This window comes from Peptoniphilus senegalensis JC140 (genome assembly GCF_000321025.1).
In the GTDB taxonomy this organism is placed as follows: domain Bacteria; phylum Bacillota; class Clostridia; order Tissierellales; family Peptoniphilaceae; genus Peptoniphilus_A; species Peptoniphilus_A senegalensis.
Genome location: NZ_HE610717.1, coordinates 794,855 through 814,388 on the forward strand (window position 1 = coordinate 794,855; position 19,534 = coordinate 814,388).

General features: G+C 32.3%; 17 protein-coding genes and 1 pseudogene. 4 read left to right on the top strand and 14 right to left on the bottom strand.

Translation table 11 applies throughout. The features are described 5' to 3' along the window. Positions 1-21: 21 nt before the first annotated feature. Genes gpmI through PTSHG_RS03755 form a run of 3 tightly spaced genes read right to left on the bottom strand, consistent with a single transcriptional unit; the run spans position 22 to position 3,445 of the window. On the bottom strand, positions 22-1,524 hold the full coding sequence (gpmI, locus tag PTSHG_RS03745; protein ID WP_019107557.1) for a 2,3-bisphosphoglycerate-independent phosphoglycerate mutase: 1,503 nt from the start codon (positions 1,522-1,524) through the stop codon (positions 22-24). Further along, positions 1,521-2,264, bottom strand: coding sequence for a triose-phosphate isomerase (tpiA, locus tag PTSHG_RS03750; protein ID WP_019107558.1), 744 nt, complete (start codon positions 2,262-2,264; stop codon positions 1,521-1,523). The genes gpmI and tpiA overlap by 4 nt, the downstream gene beginning before the upstream one ends. Beyond that, positions 2,261-3,445 (bottom strand): phosphoglycerate kinase, encoded by a 1,185-nt coding sequence (locus PTSHG_RS03755; RefSeq protein ID WP_019107559.1) that lies wholly within the window; start codon positions 3,443-3,445, stop codon positions 2,261-2,263. The genes tpiA and PTSHG_RS03755 overlap by 4 nt, the downstream gene beginning before the upstream one ends. Before the next feature lie 457 nt (positions 3,446-3,902). On the opposite strand from PTSHG_RS03755, the gene PTSHG_RS10215 reads away from it, so the two are divergent. Both PTSHG_RS10215 and msrB read left to right on the top strand, forming a co-directional pair. Beyond that, positions 3,903-4,025, top strand: a complete 123-nt coding sequence (locus PTSHG_RS10215) for a hypothetical protein (protein ID WP_019107561.1) — start codon at positions 3,903-3,905, stop codon at positions 4,023-4,025. A gap of 238 nt (positions 4,026-4,263) precedes the next feature. Next, positions 4,264-5,340, top strand: a complete 1,077-nt coding sequence (gene msrB / locus PTSHG_RS03770) for a peptide-methionine (R)-S-oxide reductase MsrB (RefSeq protein WP_019107562.1) — start codon at positions 4,264-4,266, stop codon at positions 5,338-5,340. Between the two features lie 223 nt (positions 5,341-5,563). Here the strand turns inward: msrB and PTSHG_RS03775 are convergent, their stop codons facing one another. The 10 genes and pseudogenes from PTSHG_RS03775 to PTSHG_RS03815 all read right to left on the bottom strand — a co-directional run bounded on the left by PTSHG_RS03775 (position 5,564) and on the right by PTSHG_RS03815 (position 14,077). Continuing rightward, positions 5,564-6,559, bottom strand: coding sequence for a DNA adenine methylase (locus PTSHG_RS03775; protein ID WP_019107563.1), 996 nt, complete (start codon positions 6,557-6,559; stop codon positions 5,564-5,566). Beyond that, a complete protein-coding gene (locus tag PTSHG_RS03780) occupies positions 6,552-7,553 on the bottom strand; it encodes a DNA cytosine methyltransferase (protein WP_026088832.1) in 1,002 nt (333 codons plus the stop codon). The genes PTSHG_RS03775 and PTSHG_RS03780 overlap by 8 nt, the downstream gene beginning before the upstream one ends. A gap of 6 nt (positions 7,554-7,559) precedes the next feature. Beyond that, positions 7,560-8,702 carry an HNH endonuclease signature motif containing protein gene (locus tag PTSHG_RS03785; protein ID WP_019107565.1) on the bottom strand — a complete coding sequence of 381 codons (1,143 nt, stop codon included), beginning with the start codon at positions 8,700-8,702 and terminating at the stop codon, positions 7,560-7,562. 47 nt (positions 8,703-8,749) lie between these two features. Further along, the gene (locus PTSHG_RS03790; RefSeq protein ID WP_019107566.1) at positions 8,750-8,956 is read right to left on the bottom strand and encodes a helix-turn-helix domain-containing protein; all 207 of its coding nucleotides are present in this window, start codon (positions 8,954-8,956) and stop codon (positions 8,750-8,752) included. A 407-nt stretch (positions 8,957-9,363) separates the two neighbouring features. Further along, positions 9,364-9,483: pseudogene (locus PTSHG_RS03795) on the bottom strand (replication initiator protein A); the annotation flags it as partial. 82 nt (positions 9,484-9,565) lie between these two features. Continuing rightward, the gene (locus PTSHG_RS10070; protein ID WP_316245545.1) at positions 9,566-9,682 is read right to left on the bottom strand and encodes a CD1845 family protein; all 117 of its coding nucleotides are present in this window, start codon (positions 9,680-9,682) and stop codon (positions 9,566-9,568) included. A 93-nt stretch (positions 9,683-9,775) separates the two neighbouring features. Then, positions 9,776-11,650: a lysine--tRNA ligase gene (gene lysS, locus PTSHG_RS03800; RefSeq protein WP_042230944.1), complete on the bottom strand. Its 1,875-nt coding sequence runs from the start codon at positions 11,648-11,650 to the stop codon at positions 9,776-9,778. Between the two features lie 43 nt (positions 11,651-11,693). Beyond that, positions 11,694-12,167: a transcription elongation factor GreA gene (gene greA, locus PTSHG_RS03805; RefSeq protein WP_019107569.1), complete on the bottom strand. Its 474-nt coding sequence runs from the start codon at positions 12,165-12,167 to the stop codon at positions 11,694-11,696. A 187-nt stretch (positions 12,168-12,354) separates the two neighbouring features. Then, positions 12,355-13,284, bottom strand: coding sequence for a tRNA dihydrouridine synthase DusB (gene dusB / locus PTSHG_RS03810; protein ID WP_019107570.1), 930 nt, complete (start codon positions 13,282-13,284; stop codon positions 12,355-12,357). A 10-nt stretch (positions 13,285-13,294) separates the two neighbouring features. Further along, positions 13,295-14,077 (bottom strand): type III pantothenate kinase, encoded by a 783-nt coding sequence (locus PTSHG_RS03815; protein WP_019107571.1) that lies wholly within the window; start codon positions 14,075-14,077, stop codon positions 13,295-13,297. A gap of 180 nt (positions 14,078-14,257) precedes the next feature. Between PTSHG_RS03815 and PTSHG_RS03820 the strand changes: the two genes are divergently transcribed. Next, positions 14,258-14,797, top strand: a complete 540-nt coding sequence (locus PTSHG_RS03820) for a biotin transporter BioY (protein ID WP_019107572.1) — start codon at positions 14,258-14,260, stop codon at positions 14,795-14,797. Between the two features lie 134 nt (positions 14,798-14,931). Further along, a complete protein-coding gene (locus PTSHG_RS03825; RefSeq protein ID WP_019107573.1) occupies positions 14,932-17,358 on the top strand; it encodes a transglycosylase domain-containing protein in 2,427 nt (808 codons plus the stop codon). A gap of 212 nt (positions 17,359-17,570) precedes the next feature. On the opposite strand, the gene ftsH is transcribed toward PTSHG_RS03825, so the two are convergent. Next, positions 17,571-19,523, bottom strand: a complete 1,953-nt coding sequence (ftsH, locus tag PTSHG_RS03830; protein WP_019107574.1) for an ATP-dependent zinc metalloprotease FtsH — start codon at positions 19,521-19,523, stop codon at positions 17,571-17,573. Positions 19,524-19,534: the final 11 nt, after the last annotated feature.

Genomic DNA, 19,534 nt, shown 5'->3' on the forward strand with positions numbered 1-19,534 from the left:
CTAATTAAAATAATTTATAACTTAAAATAGACTTTTACCAGTCATAAGCTCCGGCTTTTCAATTCCCATAATCTTTAAAATTGTTGGCGATAAGTCGCAAAGTGCACCGCCACTTCTAAGTTTTGCATCTTTATTAAAAAGAAAAACTGGCACAGGGTTTGTAGTGTGACTTGTAACAGGATTCCCTTCCTCATCAATCATGCATTCACAATTTCCATGGTCAGCAGTAATTATTGCCACGCCATCTTTTTCTTTTAAGACTTTTAAAATTCTTGCTAAATTACCATCAACTGTTTCCACAGCTTTTATGGCTGCCTTTAAGTCTCCAGTGTGACCAACCATATCTGTATTTGCAAAATTTAAAATGATTGTGCCATACTTGTCTTCCTTTAATTTTTCAATTACGGCATCTGTCACTTCATTGGCAGACATCTCTGGCTTTAAGTCATAAGTTGCAACCTTTGGCGAAGGAATAAGAACTCTGTCCTCTCCTTCAAAGGGATTTTCTCTTCCTCCATTAAAAAAGAATGTGACATGGGCATACTTTTCTGTCTCGGCAATTCTTAGTTGCTTAATTTTATTTTTTTCTAAGATTTCTCCCAAAGTATCCCTTGGAATTTCGTCCTTAAAGGCAACAAATTTATTTTTTATATCTTTATCATAGTCTGTCATTGTAACAAGAGTCGTCTTAATTTTTTCTCTCTCAAATCCCTTAAAATCATCATCAACTAAGGCCCTTGTAATTTGTCTAACTCTATCAGGTCTAAAGTTGAAAATTATAATTGAGTCTCCGTCTTCTATTTCAGAATTTTTTACAAACTTTGCTGGCAGTAAAAATTCATCAGTGATGTCTTTGTCATAGGAAGACTTTATATAAGTTAAAATATCTTCATCAACAAATTCAGCATGGCTTGTTAAATTGTCATAATATTTTTTAGTTCTTTCCCATCTGTTGTCTCTGTCCATAGCATAGTATCTTCCAGAAATTGTGGCAATTTTTCCATTGCCAATTTTTCTGATTTCATCTTGAAGTTCTTTTATGTCATCTATAGCAGCGTGAGGCGAAACATCACGGCCGTCTGTAATTGCATGGATGTAAGTTTTTTCTATTCCCTCATCTGCCATTAACTTGATAAGAGCCAAAAGGTGATCAAAGTGTGAATGCACTCCACCCTTTGAGACAAGCCCTATTAGATGAATTTTTGAATTGTTCTTTTTTGCATTGTCAATTGCTCTTTTAAATTCAGGATTTTTGAAAAATTCTCCAGATTTTATGGCTTCAGTAATCTTTGTAAGATTTTGATAGATAACTCTACCTGCACCAATATTTAAGTGTCCAACTTCAGAGTTCCCCATTTGTCCATGGGGAAGTCCTACATACTCTTCGCTAGCAAAAATTTCTGTGTGAGGACAACTTTTATATAATTCATCAATAGTTGGAGTCTTAGCAAGCTTAACTGCGTTACCTACTTGGCTGTCTCTTATGCCAAGTCCATCTAAAATTATTAACATTGTTGGTTTCATAGGCTTTCACCAGCTTTAATAATCTCAACAAAACTATCTACATCAAGGCTTGCTCCACCAACTAAAACTCCGTCAATATTATCCTCAGATAAAATTTCTCTTGCATTAGATGGTTTTACCGATCCACCGTATAAAATTCTAATTTTTTCAGAAACTTCTCCGTAATTTTTATTTATTATGCCCCTTATTTCTCTGCACATATTTTCAGCATCTTCTGATGAGCAAGTTTTTCCAGTGCCAATTGCCCAGATTGGCTCATAAGCAATGGTTATATTTTCAATGTTTTCTATTCCATCAAGGGATTTTAGAAGTTCATCTTTTACGAAATCAAATTCTTTATTTTGAGCTTTGACTTCAAGAGATTCGCCAAGGCAAAGAATCACATGAAAATCATCTACAAGAGCCCTTTTTACCTTTGCATTAACAATTTCATTAGATTCAAAAAACTTTTCTCGCCTTTCAGAGTGACCAATGATGACATTTTTAACGCCAATATCCTTTAACATAGAAGTTGAAACTTCGCCAGTATAAGCACCATCGTCAAACTGAGAAATATTTTGTGCCGCTACTTCAATCTTTTCGCTTATATTATTTTTAAAACTTTCAAGAGAAATAAAACTTGGAGCAAGAAGGACATCTACATTTTTAAAATCAAATTCATTGATTTTTTTTGCAAAATTTCTTGCTTCAGAAGAAGTCTTGTTCATCTTCCAATTTCCACAAATATATTTTCTTCTCATGCTTCTTCAACTGCCTCAATGCCAGGAAGTTTTTTACCCTCAAGCATTTCAAGACTTGCACCGCCACCAGTGGAAATGTGAGTAAGTTTATCTGCAACACCAGCCTTTTCAACTGCAGCAACAGAATCTCCACCGCCGACAATTACTGTAGCATCAAGATTTGCTAAAATTTTTGCAAGTTCAATAGTTCCATGAGAAAATTCTTCAATTTCAAAAACTCCGCAAGGTCCATTTAAGACAAGAGTATTTGCTTTTTCAAGAGATCCTTCAATATCTTTTAAACTAACACTACCAATGTCTAGGATCATGTCATCTTCACTTACATCTTCTACATCTTTTAAAGTTCCCTTTGCATCTTCAGAAAGTTCTGGAGCTACAATTACATCTTTTGGTAGAATTAATTCCACATGATTTTCAATTGCCTTAGCCATAATTTCTCTGGCAAGGTCTAATTTGTCATCTTCCACAAGAGATTTACCAACTTCAAGACCCTTGGACTTTAAGAAAGTATTTGCCATTGCACCTACAATTACAAGTGTGTCAACTTTTTCTAATAGATTTTCGATTACGCCAATTTTATCAGAAACTTTTGAACCACCAAGAATTGCAGCAAAAGGTTTTTCTGGATTTTTAAGGGCTTCTTCAAAATATTTAATTTCCTTTTCAACTAAAAGTCCTGCACAAGAAGGCAAAAATTCTGTCACACCAACATTTGAAGCGTGAGCTCTGTGTGCAGTTCCAAAGGCATCATTTACAAAAATATCTCCAAGTGAAGCAAGTTTTTTTGCAAAATCAAGGTCATTTTTTTCTTCGCCCTTAACAAATCTTAAATTTTCAAGAAGAGCAATTTCTCCTTTTTTAAGATTTTTAACTTCTTCTATAACTTTTTCGTCAACAACTTCCTTTGAAGGGATAAATTTTACATCCTTCTTTAAAAGTTCAGCAGCCCTATTAGCAACAGGAGCAAGAGAAAACTCTTCCTTGTATTCTCCCTTAGGTCTACCAAGATGACTCATAAGAACTACCTTAGCCCCATTTTCAATTAAATATTCAATAGTTGGAATAGCCTTTACAATTCTATCGTCGCCAGTAACCTTGCCATCCTTTATAGGGACATTAAAGTCAACTCTAACAAGAGCAGTTTTATCATTAAAATCAAAATCTCTAATAGTTTTTTTCACATTACACCTCTTATTTTCGATTTGTACTTAAAATTTAACACTTAAATTATACCATAAAAAGAAAAGAGTTGAAGTTACTAGAAGGTCTTTATAAATATTTATTCTTGCTTAATTTAATAAAATTATCCATTAATTTTTTATAAAGCTTTACTTTCTTTTTTTGTGGTATAATGTGGTAAATCAATAAAATAATAAATCCTATAATTTTCTACAATATAAAGCTCATAAGAAGGTGTAAAAATGTACTTTAACTTATATAGATATAAAAATGGAGACGAAAAATTTTTGTGGAAATATTTTTACTAAGATTTTTAATGGAGGAGCATAATTATGAAAATGCAAATAATAAAATTCCTTACTCTGATTCAACCTCATTATCTTTTTAACATAATTGAGATTATCCTTTTATTTTTAATATTAAATAAATTAAAAGAGCTATTTAAGGAGATGTGATTTTATGGAAAAATATGAAGCGACTATGACAATCTTAACAGGTCTTATTCCCTACACTCTTTTACATGTGATTAAAATTGTTTTACTTCTTAAAATATTAAATCTTCTAAAACAATTTAAAAAATAAAATATTTCTGATATAGCAATAGAGCTGAGATAAATCCATCTCAGCTCTTTTCTTTATATTAAAATGATATTGCAGTTTTGTATTTTTTCAGCTTCAATTACTAAAACCAAATTGATTTTTATTAAATCGTATAATTCTTAATCTTTTTTTAACCATTTCTTAAATAATTTCAATTTTAAATTAGTTTAAATTAATTTTGAGTCGGGTATTTCTTAAAAAAATATTATGAGGTGATAAAATGAATAAAAATGTATTTTTTATAGGTCTTTTACTTATTCTTTTAATTACTATAAGTTTTAAGTTCTTAAAAAAAGATCCAATAATAAGTTCAAATGAGCTTGAGAAAGAAGAAGTAAAGGCAGAAATAAGCCATGTAAAAAACAAAAATGAAATCTATTTAGCTGGCGGTTGCTTTTGGGGAGTTGAAGGTTATTTCAAAAAAATCCCTGGAGTCATTGATACTTCTGTTGGATATGCAAATGGCAAAACAAATTCAACTAACTACAGTAATTTAAAAAAGACAGATCATGCAGAGACTCTAAAATTAATTTATGATAAAGATATTATTTCTTTGCAAGAAATTTTGGAGCATTACTTTAGAATAATTGATCCAACTTCTATAAATAAACAAGGCAATGACAAAGGGAGACAATATAGAACTGGCATATACTATACAAATAAAAATGACAAACTTGTAATCAATGAAATAATAAGACAAAAACAAGAAAATTATGATGAAAAAATTGCCGTTGAGGTTGCACCTTTGAATAATTTTATCCTTGGAGAAGATTATCATCAAGATTATTTAGACAAAAATCCAGGAGGATATTGCCATATAAATTTGGCATTGGCATCAAAGCCACTTGAATCAAAAAGTGAATTGATGGAAAGAGATAAAAACAAATTAAAGAAAGAACTTACAGAAGAGCAGTATAATGTAACTCAAGAAAATAAAACTGAAAGAGCATTTTCATCTAAATATGACAACTTTTATGAAGATGGAATATATGTGGATGTAGTAAGTGGTGAGCCCCTATTTTCATCAAAGGATAAATATGATGCAGGTTGTGGATGGCCTTCCTTTACAAAACCAATTGACTCAAATATAAATTATAAAAGTGATGAATCACTTCACATGAGTAGAGTTGAAGTTAGAAGTAAAAATGGAAATTCCCATCTTGGCCATGTCTTTAACGATGGCCCTATAGATAAAGGTGGTGCAAGATATTGCATAAATGGTGCATCACTGAGATTTATTCCACTTGATAAAATGGAAGAAGAAGGCTACGGCGACTATATTGACAAGGTAAAATAATTTATCTTATGTAAGGGAAATTTTTCTTATAAGATTATTTTGTGCATTAGCTTAGTTTTTAAAACTAAGTTGATGCACTTTTTTTATATAAACTTTATTCATTATCTTTTAAATTAATCTTAACTTTTAAGTTTATCTCGCCATAATTTTTTTGTTGCACAAAAAAAGGTAGCAAGTTTTCTGTTAAGATTACTTGCTACCTCTTGGCACACAATATCTTGTTTTACAATTTCAAAATGAATAATAATTCTTTACTTGAATTTTTATTATCTTTTCCAGTAACTTGATAATTATGTTTTTTCGCTTTAAGCTCTACCTTGCCATATTTTGATAACATTTCCATTATCTCTTCCATTCCTGGCTGAACTCTTGTATTTTGACTCAATACAATATACTTTGTTTTATTCTTCAAAACTTTAATTAGTTCTTCAAGATTATTCAAAAAATTACTCTTATTTGTAAAGTCCATATGCGTTGCTCTTTTAGAAAACATCTCATCAAACAATCCATAAAACGCATCGTAATTATTCATAGTTGAAGGATATGGTGGATCCATATAAACTACATCAACTTTCGAGATATTTTCTGCCAACCTCATTACATCAACATTATATATTTCACATGATCTTCCTTGAAATATAGCACTATTGTACTCATTCATATTCTCTCTCATATGACTTTCAAATGTCTGATTATGATATGCTCTTTTTCTCTTATATTTTCGATAGCTATATTCCTCATCACGCAATTGCTGAATTTGATTCCAAGGAACATTCATTCTCGAGTATGGTAGCTTTCGAATCATCGCTCTACGAACCAATGCTAAGAACAAATACTTTTGACTATCATCAAGCTTTTCAGAGATGGCAATTAACCTTGCCAATTCATCTACTTCATCTGGATAATATAATCTATCCTCTAAAAAAGATATTTTGTTTCGAATAGAGGACACCTCTCTTGAGTCTATTTTAGTCTCAAACACATCATCGCTAATCGCTACTGTGTCATTGGATATCAGTGCCATTGCTATTATATAATCTGCATATAAAATATCATTTGCAATCACTTCATATCCAGCATCTTTCAATGCATATGATACAGAACAACCACCTGCAAAAATATCAAGTACTTTGCCTTTTTTTACTGGCATTTCAGATATAATCCATTGAACAAGCTTTTCTTTGTTTCCAATGTAATTAACTTTAGGATATTTATGCATTATCAAGTGTCTCCTTTGCCTGCTCTGCAAGAAAGTTTGCCAACTTTGGTGGTACAGCATTTCCTATTTGTTGTTGTATTTGAATTGATTTACCTTCAAACACGAAACTATCTGGGAAAGATTGAATTCTTGCCAACTCTCTACATGTTAATGCTCTGTTTTGTTCATAGTGAAATATCTTTCTCATATCACCAGTTACGCAAACAGAAGGTCTTGTGCTATCATACCTTATATATTTCCTAACATCTCCAGACTTTGGTCTAAGCTCTTCAGGGATATCATAACGATCTCCACCATCTTTTATATAGCTCATTTTTTCAAGCATCTGCTCACTATGAGACATTGCAATATGATTAGGAATATTGCTTTTCTCTCCACTTGCTAATGGTGGAAGGTCTCCAATAACCTCTTTTATAGTTTTAATAATGGTGCTGTGAGTTGGGTAACTAAACTCTGTATCCAAATCAGACCTAACACCCACAACAACTATTCTTCTTCTTTCTTGGGCTATTTCATAATTAACAGTATTTAGGACTTCCCATTTTACTTTATATCCCATACCTGCATGTTCAAATGCATCAACAATAGCCTTTATTGTTTTACCTTTCAGATGGGTCGCCATGGCAGCCACATTCTCCATTATAAACATTTTAGGATTTACTTCACTTACAAATCTTACAAACTCTTTAAATAGTCTATTTCTCTCATCATCAATGAATGTCCTACCTATATTTCCTGCTATGGAAAAACCCTGACATGGAGGTCCACCAATAATGATATCAATTTCTCTACCTCCAACCAATTCCTTTACTGTATCATTAGATATGTCTCTTATATCTTCTACAAGCAATTTGTGTGAAGGAAAATTCTTTTTATATGTTTTAGCAAACTCTGGATTAATTTCAACAGAAAAAATATTTTCAAAACCTGCTTTATCAAATCCAAAAGACAACCCTCCTGCTCCACAAAACAAATCTATATATGAGTACTTCATCTACTGTTATTCATTCCTCTCATTAAAAATCTTTCTGTGATATGCAAGATATCTTTTTCTTGCAGATGTAAGAACATCTTGGTCAAGGCTATGTTTTTTTAACTCAACCCTTATACTTTCTGGCACTTTTTTACCAATGATCATTTTTCCATCATCAGAGAAAGAAATCTCAAATTTATCGAAATATGAATCAACTTCTTGGTTTAAAAGTAATCCATTTTCTGGGTCATACGCTTGGTCTTCCCTACCCTCTTTCATACAATGCTTATAAGGCTTAATATGGGATGCTATTAATACCTTGTGGGGTTTTTTATCAAAGAAGCAAACAATTTCACCATAACGAATTTTTGCTTCATCTTTAAGCTCTTGTTTATAGATACGATGTTTAATATTGTTTCTTGGGTATGTTGCATCAAATTCTTTATCTACAATATCAGGATCATCTGCAAACCAAAATTTACCGTTATCTTTATCATACTTTAAGTCAATAAAGTTTCTCAAATATGCTATCAAATGGGCAATCTGATTATACTTCCTATTCTCAAAACTATTGATTTTGGCAAATCTAAACTGCTCATCCAATTGCTCTCTTGTCAGATATCCTGCTCTGTATTGCGTAATATCTGTGACCATTAAAGCTGTCAAATCATCATTTGATAATGTCTTGTTATAATCTAATGTTTGCAAAAAGAAACTCACATGCTTTAAGTGTGAATTATCCTCAGTTGTTCCAGATGCCAACGATGCATTTTCATAAAAAATCTTTGAAAAAATAGTCTTCTTCTTTTCTTTACTATCAGCCCTTAAAAACTGTTTTACTAATGGATGATATCCTACTAAAAACGGATAAACAAAACCAATTTTTACATAAAGATTGATTAGTTTTCTTGCTGATAATGTCGCATCAGAACCTTTAAAATTCATCATTTCTGCAAGCATTTCTTGCAAGTTTTTATATAATGGCAATGCATTAAAATTATTATCTTCTTCTGCATTCTCTTGCAACACAATCTTGTTCTTATCAATGAAATTAACAATAACACTTAATGCATTCTTAAATTTACTACCATATATATCTGTTAAAGCTGCTGTGAACTTCCAATAATCTTCATATATTTCGTAATCTCTACGTTTTTTTGTATTTGCCATGTACATCTACCCCTTATAATACATTTTATGTTACTCATAGTCAACGATTATATACCTTCAAAAAAGTCGTGAAATGAAACATTTAGTGCATTTATGATTTTTTCAAGACTTTTTATCGAGAGGTTTCTCTTGCCATTTTCAACACCTGCCAAATAGGTTCTATCAATTTCAGCTTTAAGTGCCAATTTTTCTTGACTTATACCTATTTCAGTTCGCAAATCTTTAATTCTTTGACCAACTTTTTCTGTAATCATTAGCATTACCTCCATCATATTATTATGTATTTTTCGTTACTTATGAGTCAACGGACTATAAGTAACAATAAAGCATTTATTGAGAACTATTTATTTTTTCATTCCTTTTGTAGCTTGCTATCTCTGCTCCTATTATAACTTTCTTGGCTTACGATAACTAACGGCTGATTTTGGCATTTCATAGGTCTTGTCAATATCTCTATAGTCTATGTACCTAAAGACCTCTTGGAACTCGATAACTAACGCATCAAGTCTTCTCATAACAGCAGAATCACGAGTATAGACTGCTCCACTTCTTCCCCTGCATTAAAATTTATAATCGTCTCTGATCATATCGTGATAGTTTACTCATCTTCATCTATCCAGTTATTTTTATACGAAAGATCCATTCGATTAAGCATATATTAATACAAAACTTTAGCTTCAATAGAAATGCTCTCAAAAACTTCATCTTCCATTAATACCATAGGTAAGCTAATGAAGTTATACATCTCAGATTGCCTATTATAAAAATAATCAAAATTCATTCCTGCCTCCTTTCTTTGAAATAAAAAAGACGATAGAATTTTTAATTTCTATCATCTACGATTGTCTAATATTTATTTTTCTTTAAATTGATTTTATTGTATAGTTTAATAATTCTAATAATCCAATAATATATACGTCTAATTTGGGTAATCCAAATGGACTAAATAAAAATGCTATGATGAGTGCTTCAATTACAATTTACTTATCTCCTTGAAATATGCTAGCTAATCCAATTATAAAAATTAAACTGGGATTCATAACAAACCCCAGTTTCATAATTAGCGTGTTCTTTTAATATAATTTTGCTCCTGCTGGGATTTTGTCATCTACCATTAAAAGATTTAGTAATTCTTCGCCGTCATAATCGCAAACTGCTGATAGGAGCATGCCGCAGGATTCTATTCCCATCATCTTTCTTGGTGGAAGATTTGTTATTGCCACAAGAGTTTTTCCAACTAATTCTTCTGATGAGTAGAAGTTTTTAATTCCAGATAGGATTGTTCTTTCCTTATCTGTTCCATCGTCAAGTGTGAATCTCAAAAGTTTATTAGATTTTGGAACTTCTTCACAATTTTTAACTTTTACTACTCTAAAATCAGATTTTGAGAAAGTGTCAAAGTCTACAAATTCTTCAAATAGTGGTTCAACTTTTATCTTTGATAAATCAAGTTTTACAGCTGATTTTTCATCTGCTGCTTTATTTGCATTTATTTCTGCAACTTCTTTTCCTATTGGCTTCATTGTTGGGAACAATAATACATCTCTAATGGATGGTTGGTCTGTCAAAAGTACAATCATTCTGTCTACACCAATTCCAAGTCCTCCTGTTGGTGGAAGACCTACTTCAATTGCGTTTATGAAGTCTGAATCCATTGGGTGAGCTTCGTCGTCTCCTGCTTCCTTTTCAGCAACTTGTGCTTCAAATCTTTCTCTTTGGTCGATTGGGTCATTAAGTTCAGAGAAGGCATTGGCAAATTCCCAAGTATTTATGAAGGCTTCAAATCTTTGTGTAAGTCTTGGATCCTTTGGATTTCTCTTTGCAAGTGGGGAAACATCAACTGGATGACCAATTACAAAAGTTGGTTCAACAAGATGTTCTTCACAGAATTCTTCAAACATTTCTGAAAGAATTTTGCCCCAAGTGTCTTTATCTGAAATTTCAAGTCCCTTTTCTCTTGCGATTTCTCTCGCCTTTTCATCTGTGTCGATTTCGTTAAAGTCTACATCAGCGTATTTTTTAACTGCATCAATCATTGTGATTCTCTTCCAAGGTGCCTTTAAAGAAATTTCTGTGCCTTGATAATTTATTTTATCTGTTCCAAGAACTTCAAGTGCTACGTATTCAAATAAGTTTTCAGTTATTCTCATCATTTCTTCGTAGTCTACATAAGCTTGGTAAAGTTCAATATTTGTAAATTCAGGATTGTGTTTTGGGTCCATTCCTTCGTTTCTAAACATCTTGCCCATTTCGTAAACTTTTTCAAATCCACCTACGATTAATCTCTTTAAGAAAAGTTCGTTGGCAATTCTAAGTTGCATGTCAATGTCAAGAGTGTTGTGATGAGTGTAGAAAGGTCTTGCATTTGCTCCACCCGCTACTGTACCAAGGATTGGTGTTTCAACTTCCAAAAATCCTAAGTTATCTAAAAATTCTCTAATCTTCTTGATGATTTTATTTCTCTTTATAAATACATCTTTTACTTCTGGGTTTACGATTAAATCAACATATCTTTGTCTATATCTAAGGTCTGGGTCCTTTAGTCCGTGGAATTTTTCTGGAAGAATTTGAAGTGATTTTGAAAGTAGTGTCAAGTCAGTTGCACGAACTGTGATTTCGCCAGCTTCTGTTTTAAATACAATACCTTTTACTCCAAGTATATCTCCAATGTCGAGTCCCTTTACTTCTTCGTATTTGTCTTCAAGGACATCCTTTCTTGCAAAAACTTGGATAGTTCCTACAGAGTCTCTAATATCTAGGAAACAAATTTTACCATGGCGTCTCTTGCTCATTACACGTCCAGCAATTGAAACTTCTCTTTCTTCATCTTCTTTAAATTCTTCTTTAATGTCTTTTGAATGAGCAGTTACATCGTAAGATTCATTTACAAAAGGGTCCTTTCCTTCATTTCTCAACTCTTCAAGCTTTTGTCTCTTTAACAAAAGCATTTCATTTAGATTTGCATCTTCTGTCTTTTTCACAAATTGCCTCCTAAATAGTTATTCCACAAATTTCGTACTTGATAATTCCGTCTGGTACTTCAACTTCTATAACATCGCCCACGCGATTGCCAAGAAGTTTAGATCCAACTGGTGATTCATTAGAGATTTTTCCCTCAAGAGGATCTGCCTCTGCTGAACCAACAATTGTATATTCATCTTCTTCCATAGTGTCAAGTTCTCTAACTTTTACAGAAGAACCAATATTAACTACATCTGTATTCAAATCTTTTTCATCAATAATTCTTGCATTACGAACCATCATTTCAAGTTTTGCAATTCTCTCTTCAACTTGTGCTTGTTCGTTTTTAGCTTCGTCATATTCAGAGTTTTCAGAAAGGTCGCCATATCCTAATGCAACTTTAATTCTTTCAGAAACTTCCTTTCTTCTAACTGTCTTTAAATATTCGATTTCATTTTCGATTTTTTCTAGACCTTCCGGTGTAAAAAATATATCTTTTTCCAAAATTCTCTCTCCTCAATATATAAAAAATAAGGCGTCAGCCGCCCTTTAACAAAAACCTTTTAATCTAGGCTATTATAGTTTATAGTTCTCTAAATGTCAAGATTTTAAAGTATTTCAATGCTTTTTTAATAAATTTTTACAAAAAAGAAAACTCTGCAACTTTCATAACAGAGTTTTAAAATTTATTTTAGTCCAAAGTTTCAATATAAGATCTAATAAGATTTATTATTTCATCCTTGTCCTTTAGTGTGTTTAATTTATTCCTAACTTCCTTGGAGTCCTTCATGCCCTTAAAGTAATTTGCGTAAACTTTTCTCATCTCTAAGATGCCAAGTTTTTCTCCCCTATAAGATATTTTTCTTTCAAGTTCATCTATCATAAGTAGAAGTTTTTCTCTATCACTTGGCTTATAATAGTCTCCAGTTTTTATAAGCTCTTCAATTTGATTAAATATGTAGGGGTTTCCTACAGCACCCCGACCTATTGCCAAACCGTCAACCTTTGAATAATTTATTTTTTCTATGGCATCTTCTGGACTCTCGATGTCGCCATTTCCAATTACGGGAATTTTTACATTTTCTTTCACTTCTTTTATAAAATCCCAATCTGCCTTTCCAGTGTAGTATTCTTCTCTCGTTCTGCCGTGAACTGTTACAAAGCTTGCTCCTGCAGCCTCAATATTTTTTATGGCTTTCATAGAAGAAATTCCCTTTATTCCCTTTCTCACTTTTACAGATACGGGTTTTTTTGAATTTTCTACAACAGCTTTTACAATGTCATAGACAAGTGATGGGTCGCTTAAAAGGTGTGATCCAGAATTATTTTTTACAATTTTTGGTGCAGGACAGCCCATATTTATGTCCACATAGGAAAAGTCATAGTCATTTAAGATACTTGCCGCTTCGCCCATAATTTTTGGGTCGCTTCCAAAAATTTGCACAGAAACTTTTTTCTCCTTAGGAGAAATTTCTAAAAGGTCCAAGGTTTTTTTATTTTCATAGACAAGTGCCATGGCTGAAACCATTTCTGTTACAGTTAAATCTGCTCCCTTTTCTGTTGCAACTTCTCTAAAGGCTATATCAGTGTAGCCTGCCATTGGCGCTAAAATTTTTAACACAAAATCACTCTCAATCTATTTTGTTATTTTTTTCAAATATAATTTTAAGTCCTTCAAGAGTTAAGAATTTGTTTATTATAAAATTATATTTTGAATCGCTAGTAAGCATTGTGGAGAAACCACCAGTGGAAATAATATTTGTATCTTCCTCTTTCCAATTTAACTCTTTTAAAAGTTTTTCCACAATTCCATCAATCATTGCAGTGTAACCATAGTAGAGTCCAGATTGCATTGCTCCAACTGTGTTAGATTGAATAACTTTGTCTGGCGCAATAATTTCAATCTTTGGAAGTTTTGAAGTCATCATAAAAAGTGCCTCAGCAGATATTCCAATGCCTGGCATAATTAAACCACCAAGATAATTTTTTTCTTCATCAACTATACAAAAGGTCATTGCTGTTCCTATGTCAACTATAATGGATTTTTTACCATAAATTTCCAAAGCTCCAACAGCATTTACAATTCTGTCTGCCCCAACTTCTTTGGGATTGTCATACTTTATATTAAGCCCCAAGTCCAAATCTGAACTTACTATCATTGGATTTCTATTAAAATACTTTCTTACCATAGAAGGAAGTGTGTGCATAAGGTTTGGCACAACTGATGAAATTATTACATTTTCAATATCTTGTGGGTCAATATTGGCATGAGTTAATGTGTTTATAAAAATAAGACCGTACTCATCTGATGTTCTAGTCTTAACAGTGGAAGTTCTAAAATCATTTACAAGCTCTCCTCCCTTGTAAACACCCCAAGTTATTGAAGTATTTCCTACATCTATTACTAATAACATTATTACACCTCGTTTTACAAATTGTTTTCATTATATATTTAAAAAACTTTACTTTCAACTAATTATTTACCCAAATTTTAAAATAACTCAATGAAAAATTATTTCCTTATAATATTTTTGTCAACCTTATTGACATTATAGTAAACGTTGTGTATGATATTCATCGGAGGTTACTTAACAATGAAAATTAAAACAAAAGACATAACAAAAATTGCACTTTTAGTTGCACTTATTGCCGTTGGAGCATTTATTTCCATACCCCTTGGCCCAGTTCCCTTTACATTACAGAACTTTTTTGTATTTATGACTGGACTTTTACTTACACCTTTTTATGCAGGGCTTACAGTTTTTATATATGTTTTACTTGGCTTAATGGGTATTCCAATTTTTGCAGGATTTAGCGGCGGTTTCCAAACTGTTTTTTCACCAACTTTTGGATTTTTAATTTCCTTTGTAATTGGAGCAGCTTTTATATCTAAGTTTGCTCATGGAGAAAAAAACTTTGGAAAGATTATGATTGTTCTTATATTAGCAGAAGTCATTTTTTATGCAATTGGTCTTCCATATATGTATTACATCTTAAATAATGTAATGGGGAGTTCTATGAATGTATCAAAAATGTTTTCTATTGGAATGATTCCTTTTATTATACCTGACATGGTTAAAGCAGTTGTTGCTGCAATAATCGCACCAAGAATTTTAAAAGCTTTAAATAATTAAGCTTTTAAAAATTAAAGAGTTTATAATTAATAGAATAATTTATGTTAAAGTCTCGCCTGAGGGCGGGATTTTTTCATACCTACTTATAGTTATATGATAAAAATTCTGTTATAATATCAAGATAGGAGGTTATTATGAAAGATTCCAAAAACAACAAAGCTCGTGGAATGATAAAATTTTCAAGCCTAATAAAAATACTAATATTAATAGTTGTTGCTGCAATAATTATTTTAGGTTCAATGGTTACAGCTATTGTCCTTGGTATTTTTAAAAAAGCTCCTGTAATTGAACCATCAGAATACAGAACACAACTTTCTGAAACATCTAGAATTTATACAAATGATGGAAAACTAATTGAGTCATTAGTTTCTGATGAGTTCAGCGAATTTGTTCCCTACGAGGACATACCAAAAGATTTAGTAAATGCCATTGTGGCAATAGAAGATGAAAGATTTTTTGAACACAGTGGAGTTGACTATAGAAGAGTCGTTGGTGCTCTAGTACATGACATTAAGACTAGGTCCTTTGACCAAGGTGCATCAACTATTACTATGCAGCTTGCAAAAAACCTATACACATCTTTTTCAAAGAGTGTAGTGAGAAAAATCACAGATATTTACTATTCATATCAGATAGAAGAAAAACTTTCAAAAGAGCAAATACTTGAAGCTTATTTAAACTCTGCAGGTTTTTCTAAAGGAACAGTTGGCGTGCAAGCAGCTGCAAAAACTTTCTTCAACAAGAATGTTTCCGAACTTGATTTAGCTGAATGTGCACTTTTAGCCGGTGTTACTAACTTGCCAGAAAAATACACTCCTTACAACACCAAAGAGATTGAAGAAGGAGATGACCTTGGCAATATCGAAGTAGTTTTACTTCCCAAAAATTCAAATTCAGAACCAAACTCTGATAGAATTATCGAAATTGCAAAAAACTTAAACGAACTTGGACAAATTGATAATTTTGATCTTATTCAAATACAAAATGATTTAGTAGTACCTGTTAAAGCCGTTTTCAATGAAACTTCACAAGTTAGACAAAAGTTAGTCCTAAAGAAAATGGCAGAGCAAAATCTTATTAGTAAAGAGCAATATGAAAATGCCCTAAATGAAAAAATTGATATAAATATTGGTTCTCGTAAAGAAAGTGGAATTTCATCTTTCTACACAGATGTAGTTCAAAAAAATACTATTAAAATTTTGATGAACTCTGGCTATACTAAAGAAGAAGCTACAAACAAATTATTTAAGGGTGGGTTAAAAATTTACACTCCAATGGATATTGATATGCAAAGGACACTGGAACAAGTTGTATCAAACCCAAAATATTATTATGGCGATTTCACTGATAAAAATGGAATAATTCAACCACAAGTTGCATCAGTTATTATTGACCAACACACTCACGAAGTTAAGGCACTTGTTGGAGGTAGAAATGTAAGTGGTGGCAGACTTTTAAATAGAGCTCTAGTTCCAAGGCAACCTGGTTCTTCTATTAAGCCAATTTCAGTTTATTTAACTGCTTTTAACAATGGAGCTACTGCTGGTGATGTATATCTTGATTCAAAGATGCCAGAAAAATTATTTGGACACTCTCCTAAAAACGCTGGTAGTTATTATCAAGGTTGGACTACAATAAGAAATCTTCTTCGTCAATCATCAAATGTTGGTGCTTATCAAGTTGCAAGAGATATTTCTGCTGACAAAGATGCAAAAGTAAACAAAAACTCAACTTATTCAAAAGCTTATAATGATGAAGAGTCAATTAAAAAAATGATTGATACTTTGAAATCAATTGGAGTAAGTACAATTGTTGAAAAAGAAGACAATCCTACTTGGAATGATATGGATTATGCTCCCCTAACTCTTGGTGGTATGAGTTATGGTATAAGCCCCTTTGAAATGGCTGGCGCATTCACAGCCCTTGCAAACGAAGGAAAATATGCAAATCCTTATGTAGTTACAAAAATTGAATCAAACACTGGAGAAGTAATATATCAAGTTGACCCTAAAGAAGAAGAAATTACATCTCCTCAAAATGCTTATATATTAACAGATATGTTAAGAGATGTAGTAAGAAGGGGTACTGGTAGAAATGCTTCTTTCCCTGGACAAGATATTGCTGGTAAAACTGGTACAACTACTGACAAAAAAGATGTTTGGTTTGTTGGTTACACTCCTTATTACACTTGCTCAGTTTGGATAGGAAATGACAAACATCAAAAACTAGCCTTTGGTTCAACTCAATCTGCTTATCTTTGGAAACAAATTATGAAGTCAGTTCATGATGACTTAGATAAAAAAGAATTTGAAGAACCTGATGGCATTTACACTAAATATGTAAATGGAAGGCGCGAGCTCTTAGTCGACGGTACAAAACCACACTATACAAATAAATTAGATTGGTATAGAGATTCTGAAGATGAAGAAAAGAAGAATGAGAGCAAGAAAAATAATAACAATAATAATAACAACAAGAGTAAGTCATCAAACAGCAATGATGACAATGGCAAAATAAAAAAGAAATCTTCAAAATCATTAATCAATGAAGATGAAGAATAAATAAAATTAGACTGGAGTTAAAGCTCCAGTTTTTTTATACTCTTCTTTATTTCTTATCAAGTTTACACATCTTAAATTTTATAATCTTTTTAACTTAATAAATTTACACGGACTTCTTTTATTAGAATTTTAATCATAAATAATGAAAAAATAGCAAAAAAATAAAGCCTCATTTTACAGAGGCTTTATAATAAATTTTAAATTCATTTAGACTATTTGTCATCACTTTCGTCTTCAGATGATTTATTTTCATTTTCCTTTTTGCTAATTATTTCGCGAGCTTCATCTGAAAGGTCTGTAACTTTTATTGAGTCATCAATATCAATTGATTCTGCTTCAAGTTTTTCTCCATTGAATATCTTTTCAAAATCTTTAGAATAAATTGTTTCCTTTTCCAAAAGTGCATCAGAAAGAGCAATTAATTTGTCTAAGTTTTCACTTAGAAGCTCCTTACATCTTGAGTAGCCTTCATTTATTATTCTTGAAACTTCTTCGTCAATTTCAGCAGCCGTTCTCTCGGAATAATCCTTTGACCTTCCAAGATCACGACCAATGAATACTTCATTTTCAGATGAATCGTAATTTATCGTTCCAAGTCTGTCGCTCATTCCATATTGTGTTACCATGGCACGAGCAATTTTTGTTGCTCTCTCAATATCATTTGATGCTCCAGTAGAAATGTCATCTAATACAAGAGACTCTGCAACTCTTCCCCCAAGTAGAGATACAATAGATGCTTCCATTTTTTTCTTTGTCATAAAAGAAATATCATCTTCTGGAAGATAGGCAGTAAATCCGCCAGCCATTCCCCTCGGGATAATTGTTATCATGTGAACTGGATCTTCTTCTGGCAAAAGTCTTGATACAATTGCATGTCCTGATTCGTGAACTGCAGTTAGCTTTCTTTCTTTTTCTGAAACTACACGAGACTTTTTTGCAGGACCTGCTTGCACCTTAATTGATGCTTCATCAACATCTCCCATAGAAATTTCGCTGTCATTACGTCTTGCAGCAAGAAGAGCAGCTTCATTCATCAAGTTTTCAAGGTCTGCTGGTGTAAATCCTGGCGTTCTCTTTGCAATGACTTCAAGATCAACATCACTAGCAAGCTTTTTGCCTCTTGCATGAATTTCAAGTATTGCCTTTCTTGCACGAACATCAGGTCTGCCTACATAGACAGTTCTGTCAAATCTTCCTGGTCTCAATATAGCAGGGTCAAGTATGTCTGCCCTATTAGTTGCTGCCATTACTATTACGCCTTCATTTGTGCCAAAACCATCCATTTCAACTAGAAGTTGGTTAAGAGTTTGCTCTCTTTCGTCATGGCCGCCACCAAGACCTGCCCCTCTTCTTCTTCCAACAGCGTCAATTTCGTCAATGAAAATTATACAAGGGGCATTTTTCTTTGCATTTTCAAATAAATCTCTAACTCTGGACGCACCGACACCAACAAACATTTCTACGAAATCAGAACCACTCATTATGAAGAAAGGTACTCCTGCTTCCCCTGCAACTGCCTTTGATAGATAAGTTTTACCAGTTCCTGGAGGACCTACTAAAAGTACACCCTTAGGTATTCTTGCGCCCATATTTATAAATTTCTTTGGATTTTTTAAGAAATCAACAATTTCTCCAAGCTCTTCCTTCTCTTCTTCAAGTCCTGCAACATCTTTGAATTTAACAAGATTTTTTGAATCTTCTTTATTTATGAGTTTAGCCTTGCTCTTGCCAAAGGAATTCATTTTTCCTCCGCCACCGCCAGCTTGTTGCATCATTCTATACCAGAAGAAAATTAGTAATCCAAACATCAAAAGCGTTGGAATCCATTCAACAAGAAAAGAAGTTTGCTTAGTTGGTGTTGATAATACATTTATCTCGCCAGCATCAGATTTTTCTTTTAAGTAGTCATTATAAAAAGTATCAGATGCTTCCTGTGGAATAACTGTCTTAAAGGATTCATCACTTTTTAACTTTACGCTAGCAATTGAATCTATGCCATTTTGTAAAGTTACACTTTTAACATTGCCCTTTTCAAGTTCTGTCACAAATTCGCTAAAACTCTTTTCATCTACTGTATTTGCGGGTGGGCTAAAAAACTTTATTGTAAGTATTAATACAAGTATTAATGCTACATAAAAGCCTACTCCTCCAAATTTTTTATTCAATAATATCACTC

Bases quoted from the DNA above. Each gene is read 5' to 3' on its own strand.
- gpmI (WP_019107557.1), bottom strand. From the start codon at position 1,524: ATGAAACCAACAATGTTAATAATTTTAGATGGACTTGGCATAAGAGAC.
- tpiA (WP_019107558.1), bottom strand. From the start codon at position 2,264: ATGAGAAGAAAATATATTTGTGGAAATTGGAAGATGAACAAGACTTCT.
- PTSHG_RS10215 (WP_019107561.1), top strand. From the start codon at position 3,903: ATGGAAAAATATGAAGCGACTATGACAATCTTAACAGGTCTTATTCCC.
- msrB (WP_019107562.1), top strand. From the start codon at position 4,264: ATGAATAAAAATGTATTTTTTATAGGTCTTTTACTTATTCTTTTAATT.
- PTSHG_RS03775 (WP_019107563.1), bottom strand. From the start codon at position 6,559: ATGCATAAATATCCTAAAGTTAATTACATTGGAAACAAAGAAAAGCTT.
- PTSHG_RS03780 (WP_026088832.1), bottom strand. From the start codon at position 7,553: ATGAAGTACTCATATATAGATTTGTTTTGTGGAGCAGGAGGGTTGTCT.
- PTSHG_RS03785 (WP_019107565.1), bottom strand. From the start codon at position 8,702: ATGGCAAATACAAAAAAACGTAGAGATTACGAAATATATGAAGATTAT.
- PTSHG_RS03790 (WP_019107566.1), bottom strand. From the start codon at position 8,956: ATGATTACAGAAAAAGTTGGTCAAAGAATTAAAGATTTGCGAACTGAA.
- lysS (WP_042230944.1), bottom strand. From the start codon at position 11,650: ATGCTTTTGTTAAAGAGACAAAAGCTTGAAGAGTTGAGAAATGAAGGA.
- PTSHG_RS03815 (WP_019107571.1), bottom strand. From the start codon at position 14,077: ATGTTATTAGTAATAGATGTAGGAAATACTTCAATAACTTGGGGTGTT.
- PTSHG_RS03820 (WP_019107572.1), top strand. From the start codon at position 14,258: ATGAAAATTAAAACAAAAGACATAACAAAAATTGCACTTTTAGTTGCA.
- PTSHG_RS03825 (WP_019107573.1), top strand. From the start codon at position 14,932: ATGAAAGATTCCAAAAACAACAAAGCTCGTGGAATGATAAAATTTTCA.